Origin of the sequence: Mesotoga sp. UBA5825, assembly GCF_002432955.1 — a bacterium.
GTDB lineage: Bacteria > Thermotogota > Thermotogae > Petrotogales > Kosmotogaceae > Mesotoga.
Map to the genome: position 1 here is coordinate 10,670 of NZ_DJHG01000019.1, position 10,171 is coordinate 20,840.

Below are 10,171 nucleotides of genomic sequence, written 5' to 3' on the forward strand. Positions count from 1 at the left end.
TTATGACGCGGTTGTCTGTGCAAACGATCTGATTGCCTTCGGCGCTATTGTGTCATGCAAGGCTCTTTCTATCGGAGTTCCCGAAGAGATATCGGTCACCGGATTCGACAACATCTTCCTTTCCGCCCAGTTCACTCCGGCTCTGACAACTCTGGATCAGAATACATACGAAATAGGGAGAAGGGCCGCAAACCTACTACTCCAGTATATAAGCGGCGAGAGGAANNAACTCGGGACAAAGCTGATTGTCAGAGAATCTTCACGGGCGAGAAGGAAGTGATTTCGTGAAAGCAACAAGGCTCGTCGTTATAGGGGATCTGCATGCCGGACCCGACAGGTCGTCACTCAGAGGAAGCCTCGTCAAAGGTCTCCTGAGCGAATGGATCGATTTCGTTAACGAAAACATCCAGCCGGACGGAATTGTCGAACTTGGAGACAGGCTGAATCCCGTAGACAGGGAAAATGACATTGAAACGCTAAGAGAGATATCGGGCATACTGGCCAAGTCTAGCTGCCCGGTGTACTACATTCCCGGGAACCACGATCTGGACAATCTAACTCAAGAGGAACATGAAAGGGCAATAGGCAGCAAGCTTGGCAACCGATCCGTAGTGGTGAAAGGATTACGTTTACTGCTTTTAAATACGCAGGACCCGATTGTTCAGGGTGTTGGAGGGATGGTTTCAGACGAAGCACTCCGATGGCTTGAAAAGGAGATTGTGGTTTCTTCGGAAAAGAAAGTCGTTTTCACTCACCAGGCTCTCGATGAACAGCCTCTCAAAAGGAATGTCCATTTTGAGAGCATCGAGAATCTCGCCTACGTCGAGAACAAGCGGGAGTTGCTTCGGATGTTTGAAAGAGGCGGAAACGTAATCGCCGCAATAAATGGCCACGTTCACTGGCCAAGCATTGCGCTCGAAAAGGGAGTTCTTTACGTCTCGGTGCCTTCATTCACCGACACATGGAATCAGCTGAGGAGTATCCCGGGATCGTTTACTTTGATCGATTTCAGCGGAGAAGAGGTAATCGTAGAAAACCATATGTTTAGACCGTCAATCCTCATGGGTCGCTTCAGAACAAACCGCAAAAAGGAGGGGTAAGAGATGAAACTCGGTTTCAAGACTTTCTTAGTGATCTTAGTTTCACTTGTGCTTATTGCAGGAACAGCATTTTCGGTAACAAACCTCAGATTCTTCTTTCCCGTTCAGGTAGCCGGAGCGCTTGCCGTTCTAATGGATGAAGTCGTTGCAGACTTCAACAGCGAGCATCCAGATATCTTCGTCGAGCCGATTTACAGCGGAAATTACGACCAGACAATGCAGAAGGCTGTAACAGCCGCTCAGGGAAAGAATCCGCCAGATGTTGCTCTTCTTCTCGCCATCGACATCTTCTCGCTTCTTGACATGAATCTTATCGAAGACATGGACCAGTTCATGGTGGGAGAAGACGCGAACTTCACAGAACCTTTCTATGCCGGGTTCCTCGAGAATTCGATGATCGACGGCGTTACATGGAGCATACCGTTCCAGAGAAGCACCCCGATCTTCTACTACAACAAGGACCACTTTAGAGAAGTGGGGCTAGATCCCGAAAATCCCCCGAAAACCTGGGCGGAATTGCTTGAGGCAGCCAAAAAACTCACCGTCAAGGATTCGCGCGGCAACGTTACTCGCTGGGGCTTCGAAGACATTACAGACGATACATGGACAATTCAGGCATGGATTCTTCAGGCCGGCGGGAAGTACGCCAATGAAACGGGAACGGAGTCGTACTTCGACACGCCCGAGGTAGCAAAGGCTGTAGAACAGTGGACCTACATGACTAATGTCGAGAGAGTAATGCCAAGGCACCGAAGCTATGGAGCCGCATCCCAGGACTTCGTTGCCGGCGCCGCATCGATGATGTACAACTCTACCGGTAGTCTCAGTTTCGTAAAGAGCTCGGCCACATTTGATTTTGGAGTGGCCCCGCTTCCTGGAGAAGCCAAGAAAGCAGTTCCAACGGGAGGTGGAAACCTCTACATCTTCAAAGGAATTCCCGAAGAGAACAAGGAAGCCGCATGGACCTTCGTCAAGTGGCTCAGCAAACCGGAGAACTCGGCGAGGTGGAGCATCGGGACGGGATACATACCGGTTCGCAAAGACGCCTTCGAAACTGAGGCTCTTAAGGAGTTCGCGGAGGGATTCCCGTACATTCTGGTGGCAAGAGATCAACTTGATGTTGCTAGAAGGGAGATGGCCTTCCACAGTAACTCGCAGATTAGGGAGGTTTTCTTGACAACTCTTCAGAATATCCTCGATGAGAGAGTGTCGATCTCCGCAGGGCTTAAACAGTTGCAGGAAGAAGTCGAAATGATTCTTGCTCCTTATAAGAAGTAATCAACCTGTCCAGTGCCGGGAGGTGTGTAGATTGAAGACGAAAACGAAAAAGAAAATTCTGCCGTGGATTTTCATAGCGCCGACATTCTTTTTCCTTGGCATGTTTACATACTACCCGGCATTCAGGTCTCTCTTTCTGAGTTTCATGAGAATGAATATGGCAACGCCGGAGCCGGTATTCACGGGCCTCGACAATTTTAAGAGAGCCTTCTCGACTCCCCTGTTCTGGCAGGTAGCTGGGAACAATCTCTTCTATGCATTTGTGACAGTCCCCATAACCATGGCTCTGGCGTTGGCTCTTGCACTTCTGGTGAATCAGAAAATTATCGGAAGCTCTTTCTTTAAGACGGCTTACTTCTACCCCAACGTCATACCGATGGCCGCCGCATCGATGATCTGGCTTTACATATTCCTCCCTGGATACGGTTTCCTAAACTACATTCTCGGGAAGATCGGCATACCCAGTATTGAATGGGTAAGCGACAGCAGGTTCGCTATGTGGGCACTGATCATTGTGGCCATCTGGAAGAACGCTGGATATTATATGGTCATATTCCTCGGCGGGCTGCAGCAGTTACCGACAGAAATCTATGAGGTCGCTACGATAGACGGTGCCTCTGCCTGGCGCAAATTCTGGAAGATAACCTGGCCCTTGCTATCACCGACAACATTCTTCGCATTCATAATCGCGGTAATAAACTCCTTCCAGGCGGTCGATCAGATCTATCTCATGACGAGAGGCGGTCCGGCAAACACTACGAACATGTTTGTCTACTACATCTATCAGGTGGCCTTCAAGTACTGGGACTTCGGATATGCCTCGGCACTGACCGTGATACTCCTTGTGCTCTTGTTGATATTCACAATGCTCGCCTTCTTCTTCATGGAAAGGAGAGTCTTCTATGAATCGGGTGAGAGACTATGACGAAAAGAGGAAGAACGACTAAGTGGGTCTCGATCGCGTTAATGATAGTCTTTGCCGTGATTCTCGCTTTCCCGCTCTATTGGATAGTCGTTACGGCCTTCAAAGAACCTACTGAAGTCTTTTCGATGATTCCAAAGTGGCTTCCCGAAAAATGGACTCTAGACAACTTCAAAGAGGTCTTCAACATAATCCCCTTCGGGAGGTATTATTTCAACACGATTCTCTATGCCTTCGGACTTCTCGCAGTGCAACTTGTAACAGTAACTCTCGCCGCTTACGCGTTCGCCAGAATGGAATTCAGATTCAAGAAGATTCTCTTCATGATTCTGCTTGTGCAGCTCATGATCGCCCCACAGACGCTCATAGTTCCGAACTACTTGACGATCAGCAATATGGGCCTGCTAGATACGAAGACTGCCATTGCGCTTCCGTATGTGGCCTCTGCAATCGGCGTCTTCTTGCTGAGACAGGGCTTCGCAGCAATCCCGAGAGAACTGGAAGAGGCGGCGACTACTGACGGCTGCGGAACCTTCAGGTTCATGATCTCGATAGCCATCCCGCTGCTTAAACCGACCTATCTTGCCTTCACGCTCATAAGCGTGACCTATCACTGGAACGAATTTTTCTGGCCCTTGATAGTTACAGACAGCGTCAAAGCTCGCACATTGACCGTCGGCCTTGCGATGCTTGCGGAGGCCTCAGAAAGTGCGGCTGCCTGGACTTTGTTGATGGCAGCGACCTTGCTTGTTATACTGCCANNACGGGTCCATGATCTGGGACGGTCAACGGAGAACGGCTCTTATATGAACCATAGTGGTATGCTAAGAGCCGTGGTTGGTGGTAGGTGGTTGGTGGTTGGTAAGAGCAAAAGGACTGGTTCGCCGTTGAACGGTTCTCCGTTCGCCGAGGAGAACATGTTCTTCAATCCAGAGCGAGGATCTGTTATTCGTTCTTTGTCAAAGTCGAAAACTACGAACACGAGATTCTGAATCAAGTTCAGAATGGTGTGTTGTAGCGTTTTCGGAATAACCATTCTCTGTCAGCTGACTTGATCGGGGATCTGGTTCGAAGAACGAACAACGAAGAACCGGTCTCCTCGGTGGAGAACGGCGGACCGATAACGGACAACCATTATCAATTGCCGGTTTCTCATGAGCGATTCAAACAGCACGTTTTGACTTCTTCATCTCGACATTATTCATACACAGTTTGTAAGGTAAAAAGTTGACATGTTGTGTATGAATGTGCTAGTATCTCAGTAATTACTTCTTTCTATTCTTATACTTTGGAGTTGTCCGGTTACTTATTCTGCTACTCCTGTCGTGTTGCGGCAGGAGTATAGATATACCGATTCAGGAAAATGGAGGGTGGAGACCTTGAAAAAGTGGATAGTGAGCATTGTCTTAATTGCACTGATAACCATTCCTGTTAGTTGTCTGGCGGCAAGTGTTACACCCCAGGTCTTTACGTTCGCTGGTCACAACGACGTGATGACGCTTGACGTAAGCCAGATGAACGACGAAATGTCTGCTTTGATCATGTATGCGCTTAACGAATCATTGATCAGAAACAGCTATAACGAGATTATTCCTGGCCTGGCAGAGTCATACGATGTTTCGGAAGATGGAACAGTATACACATTTCATCTTCGAGACGCGAAGTGGTCCGATGGAGTACCGGTGACGGCGAAGGATTTCGAGTATTCCTTCCTTAGAACGATGAATCCCAATACCGGATCATCACAGGTATCGGAGTTCGACTCGATCCTGAATGCTCAGGCTTACTACAACGGCGAGATTACCGATACATCTCTCGTCGGTGTAAAGGCAGTAGATGATAAGACACTAGTTTTGACTCTCACTTACAACGACCCCTTCTTCATAACGGAAATGGCCGAAGGAATCAACTTCTACCCCATTAGACAGGACTACGTGGAGAAGTTCGGGATGTCGTACGCTTCCAGCCCGGAAACCTTCATAGGCTGCGGTCCGTTCGTCTTGAAGGAATGGGTTCAGGGTGCGAGAATCACTCTGGAAAAGAATCCAGAATACTGGAGCGCCGACAAGGTAAAGCTGGAAAGGGTCGTGGAGCTTATCATTCCAGACGAGAACACTAGGGTTGGAATGTATGATCTCGGCGAAATAGATTCAATTTACTCTATTTCAAAGGTCCAGACGATCATGCATCCCGAGTTCGGAAGCAGAAGTGGCGGTACCCTGCAGTATCTCGCATTCAATTGTTCAGAAGGACTTGTATTGGAAAACATGAATCTCCGAAAAGCTCTTAGCTTTGCAATCGACAGAGAGGCAATTGTTGGCGCTATTTCTTCGCCCGGAACGATCCCGGTCGACAGAATGGTAGATCCTAGTATCATAGTTGACGGTAAGGCATTTACTGAGACATATCCGAATTCAACGGGAGTTCCGCCAGGCGGCGACATTGAACAGGCTAAGGTCTATTTGCAGAAGGCTCTTTCGGAAATGGGGCTTTCGAGGCCGACAGACCTTCCGAGAATCAACTATGTCTGTATGGACTCTCCAGTTCACAAGCAGTATGCAGAAGCACTTCAGGCCGGCTGGAAAGATGAGCTGGGTGTTAACGTCGAAATTAGCATCCTGCCCGTTCCACAGGCCATCGGAGCTCTCTTGTCGGGACAGTTCGACGTATTCCTGGTCGGTCAGTCTTCTGGCGTAGATCCGGCGACAATAATGAACAACTTCACCATAGGCAACGGCAACAACTACGCAAGGTGGAACAGCGAAGAGTACTCTGATCTAATCGCGGCACAGTCGGAGAACCCCGATCTTGCAGAGCGCCTCCTACAGATTCAGCAGGCAGAAGCTATCATTCTAGACGAAGCGCCGGTCGCTCCACTATGGACCCCCGGTACCGCGTACCTTTGCCGTGAATACGTGAAGAACCTTCATTATGGAAGACAGACTGGATCTATCGAATTCATCTTCGCTTACATTGAAAACTGATTAGAAGGGATTCAATTTGAACTGAATGCAGCCGCTTAACCGCCTTAAATGCGGCTGCGTTCTTTTGAAAGAGATAAGGAGTGAAACAATTTGGTTAGGTATATCTTTAGACGGCTCTTAATCTCCTTATTAACGTTGTGGCTACTGGCAACGATAACTTTTTTCCTGCTCAGGCTTCTGCCGGGAAATCCCTTTCAGAGTGACCAGATTCTGACCTTCGAAATGCAGGAAAGAATGATGAACTACTATGGATTGAATAGGCCGATTATCGAGCAGTACTTCACATACATGGGGAATCTTCTGCAGGGGAACATGGGTTATTCACTAAAATATACGAACAGAACAGTCAACAGCATAATCTCAAAGGCCTTCCCGGTCTCTGCCGATCTGGGGCTGCGATCGCTTGCGCTGGCGTTGCCTATCGGACTGTTTCTTGGAATAGCTTCAGCGAGAAAGCGAGGAAAGACCGTCGATTACCTGTGCGTGATAATTTCGGTCATAGGTGTGTCTATACCGAGTTTCATTCTCGGCTCCTTTCTACAATATATCTTTGCCCTCAAGCTGAAGATTCTGCCGATGGCGCAGTGGACCACGGAAATGCACAAAGTACTTCCGACAGTTGCTATCGCCCTTGGCCTTCTCGCTACACTGACAAGAATCATGCGGGCGAGCATGCTTGAAGTTACAACCCAGGACTATGTGAAGACGGCAAAATCTAAAGGACTTTCAGAGGGGAAGATCGTTTGGAGTCACGAAATTCGAAACGCTCTTATCCCGATACTGACAATGATGGGCCCGATGGTGGCCAGTGTGCTAATGGGAACCTTCGTAATTGAAAAGATCTTTGCGATACCGGGATTGGGGCTTCATTTCGTGAACTCCATTACCGGCCTTGACTACACGATGACAATGGGGCTTACTGTATTTTTCGGGGCCTTCCTGGTGACAGCAAATTTTCTTGTAGACATAGCTTATGGAATTGTCGATCCGCGAATCAGGATAGCTAAGTGAGGTATTGCAGTGATTAAAGAATTTGCAGGTATACCAAAAGACGAATTCGAATTTGTCGGGGAGACAGAAGAAAAATCGGAAGTTCTCACCCGACCCAGCATCTCCTTCTGGAAGGATGTCTGGAGGAGACTCTTTAAGAACAAAGTTGCAATGACCGGAATGATAATTATTCTGGCAATTGCTTTGTTTTCGATAATTATCCCTCAACTATCGTCTTATTCATACAGTCAGCAGAACCTTAGAAATATCAACGCGGCACCGTCTTCCGAACACTGGTTCGGAACCGATTCGCTGGGAAGGGATCTGTGGGTTAGAACATGGGTAGGGGCAAGAGTGTCGCTTGCAGTCGGAATCTTTGGCTCGATTATCCCGAGTCTGATCGGCATTGTGATAGGAGGAATATCCGGATACTTCGGCGGCAAGGTAGACATGATAATTATGAGACTAATAGACATCATCATCTGTATCCCTCAGATGATCTATATAATACTTATCATGCTTGTCATAGGTTCCGGTCCCGTTCCATTGATAATTGCCTTCGCAATAACCGGCTGGATGGGTTCGGCACGTAATGTACGCGGCCTGATTCTGAAGATAAAGGAAGAGGAGTTCGTTCTAGCCTCGAGAATACTGGGGGCTTCACACGGCCGCATAATCTTCAAGCATCTCGTCCCCAATACCCTCGGGATAGTAGTTGTAAGCATGACGCTAGGAGTTCCCGCGGCGATATTCCAGGAAGCTTACCTCAGCTTCATAGGTCTGGGGATCAAGCCTCCCATTCCTAGTTGGGGACAGCTTGCCAATCTTGGAACGGCGGTCTTCAGGATTTATCCAACACAGTTGTTGATACCGACAATTATGATTTCTTTAACAATGCTTTCTTTCAACCTCTTCGGAGACGGCTTGAGAGACGCGCTGGATCCGAAACTACGAAGCTGAATGGGAGATACTTATCGTGACTGAGAAGATACTTGAAGTTAGTAATCTTGAGTTTTCATTCGATACTTATGCTGGAGAGGTACACGCCATTAGGGGTGTCTCCTTTCATATAAATCATAGTGAGTCTCTTGCTATCGTCGGTGAGTCGGGCTGTGGAAAGAGCGTTACCGTTCAATCGATAATGAAACTTGTTCCTACGCCTCCCGGAAGGCTCAAGGGTGGAAAGATAGTCTATCGTGGCAAAGACATCACCAACTACAGCGACAGACAGATGGAAAAGCTGAGGGGAAAGGAAATGTCAATGATATTCCAGGACCCGATGACGAGCTTGAACCCAACTATGCGGATTGGCAGACAGATATCCGAGGGAATAAAGAAACACGAGAAGATCTCTCCCGAAGAGGCCCGAAAACGCAGCATAAAACTTCTGAAAGAAGTAGGAATATCTGATCCAGAGAGAAACATCATGCGCTACCCCCATATGTACTCCGGAGGAATGCGGCAGCGGGTAATGATTGCCATCGCTCTTGCCTGCAATCCCAAGATTCTCTTTGCAGACGAACCGACCACATCTCTTGACGTTACTACTCAGGCTCAGATCCTCGAACTGATGAACCATCTTAAGCGAGAATTCGATATGGCGGTCGTCCTAATCACTCACAACCTGGGAATCGTCGCGAGATTCGCGGAGAGGATATCCGTCATGTACGCCGGGAAAATCGTGGAAACCGGAAAGACCGAAGACATTTTCTATAGTCCACGTCATCCTTACACGTGGGGGCTTTTGAACAGCGTCCCTGCCGTAGGAAAGAAGAGAACGGAACAGCTTCCCACGATAAAGGGAACCCCTCCCGATCTCTTCATGCCTCCCAAAGGCTGTGGATTCTATGATCGTTGCGAGTATCGAATGAAGGTGTGCAAAGAGAACGACCCGCCTTCAACGGAGATAGTAAGAGGCCATTTCGCCTCCTGCTGGCTGCTCGATCAAAGGGCTCCCGGGATAGACCCCTACGTTATGAAGAGGCACGCCAAAGAGAACTCCAGTAAGGATGTGATCTGACATGCCGCAGAAGATCCTTGAGGTGAAAAACCTGAAGAAGTATTTCCAGATATCGAAAAGGCAGGTCCTCAAAGCCGTTGATAATGTCAGCTTTTCCATAGATAGAGGAAAGATTCTCGGCATGGTGGGAGAATCCGGGTGTGGAAAGACCACTGTAGGCAGGACAATCGTTCACCTTTACAAACCCGACGAGGGGAAGGTTCTCTTCAACGGAATCAACGTCCACGAGCTAAACAACAAGAAATATCGGCAAGTGACGAAGAAAATGCAAATGATCTTCCAGGATCCCTATGCATCTCTTGATCCTAGAAAGACCGTGAGCGCGATAGTCGGAGAGGGCATAGACATTCATAAACTGTGCCGCACAAAGACCGAACGGATGGAAAGGATCTACGAGATGCTTGAAATGGTCGGTCTCAACAGAGAACATGCAAACCGTTTTCCTCACGAGTTCAGCGGCGGACAGCGGCAGCGTATAGGAATCGCCCGCGCTCTTGCTGTTGGACCTGAGTTTCTCGTCTGTGACGAGGCGATCTCGGCACTCGACGTCTCTATACAAGCCCAGATCATCAATCTTCTGATTGATCTACAGAAGAGGCTCGATCTAACCTATCTCTTCATAGCTCATGACTTGAGCATGATCAGGTATATCTCAGACGATACAGTAGTGATGTACCTCGGTTCTCTTGTCGAAAAAGCCCAAACAGAAGAGCTCTTTGAGAATCCTTTGCATCCATATACGCTCGGCCTTCTGGAGGCGGTGCCGATAGCAGATCCCGACTATGAAAAGAGTCATAAACACGATCTCCTTTCTGGAGAGGTCCCAAGCCCGATAAATCCTGCCCCAGGCTGTCGTTTCTCATCCCGGTGCAAGTTC

At 48.4% G+C, this 10,171-nt stretch carries 10 protein-coding genes; all 10 read left to right on the forward strand.

Annotation, left to right across the window (positions count from 1 at the left end; genetic code table 11):
* Nucleotides 1-49 precede the first annotated feature (49 nt).
* Entirely contained in the window at nucleotides 50-280 is a 231-nt protein-coding gene (locus B3N33_RS01175; RefSeq protein ID WP_422655891.1) for a substrate-binding domain-containing protein, read from the forward strand.
* A gap of 4 nt (nucleotides 281-284) precedes the next feature.
* Entirely contained in the window at nucleotides 285-1,100 is an 816-nt protein-coding gene (locus B3N33_RS01180) for a metallophosphoesterase family protein (protein WP_292591902.1), read from the forward strand.
* 3 nt (nucleotides 1,101-1,103) lie between these two features.
* Complete coding sequence (locus tag B3N33_RS01185; RefSeq protein WP_102818857.1) at nucleotides 1,104-2,378, forward strand: ABC transporter substrate-binding protein; 1,275 nt, start codon at nucleotides 1,104-1,106, stop codon at nucleotides 2,376-2,378.
* A 31-nt stretch (nucleotides 2,379-2,409) separates the two neighbouring features.
* A complete protein-coding gene (locus tag B3N33_RS01190) occupies nucleotides 2,410-3,303 on the forward strand; it encodes a carbohydrate ABC transporter permease (RefSeq protein WP_099830127.1) in 894 nt (297 codons plus the stop codon).
* Between the two features lie 125 nt (nucleotides 3,304-3,428).
* Nucleotides 3,429-4,292 carry a carbohydrate ABC transporter permease gene (locus B3N33_RS01195; protein WP_422655892.1) on the forward strand — a complete coding sequence of 288 codons (864 nt, stop codon included), beginning with the start codon at nucleotides 3,429-3,431 and terminating at the stop codon, nucleotides 4,290-4,292.
* Nucleotides 4,293-4,679: 387 nt separating this feature from the next.
* The gene (locus B3N33_RS01200; RefSeq protein ID WP_292591904.1) at nucleotides 4,680-6,284 is read left to right on the forward strand and encodes a peptide ABC transporter substrate-binding protein; all 1,605 of its coding nucleotides are present in this window, start codon (nucleotides 4,680-4,682) and stop codon (nucleotides 6,282-6,284) included.
* 90 nt (nucleotides 6,285-6,374) lie between these two features.
* A complete protein-coding gene (locus B3N33_RS01205; protein ID WP_292591905.1) occupies nucleotides 6,375-7,295 on the forward strand; it encodes an ABC transporter permease in 921 nt (306 codons plus the stop codon).
* A 9-nt stretch (nucleotides 7,296-7,304) separates the two neighbouring features.
* Nucleotides 7,305-8,234, forward strand: coding sequence for an ABC transporter permease (locus B3N33_RS01210; RefSeq protein WP_292591906.1), 930 nt, complete (start codon nucleotides 7,305-7,307; stop codon nucleotides 8,232-8,234).
* Between the two features lie 16 nt (nucleotides 8,235-8,250).
* Nucleotides 8,251-9,294 carry an ABC transporter ATP-binding protein gene (locus B3N33_RS01215; RefSeq protein ID WP_292591907.1) on the forward strand — a complete coding sequence of 348 codons (1,044 nt, stop codon included), beginning with the start codon at nucleotides 8,251-8,253 and terminating at the stop codon, nucleotides 9,292-9,294.
* A 1-nt stretch (nucleotide 9,295) separates the two neighbouring features.
* A partial coding sequence (locus tag B3N33_RS01220) for an ABC transporter ATP-binding protein (protein WP_292591908.1) occupies nucleotides 9,296-10,171 on the forward strand: 876 nt, incomplete at its 3' end.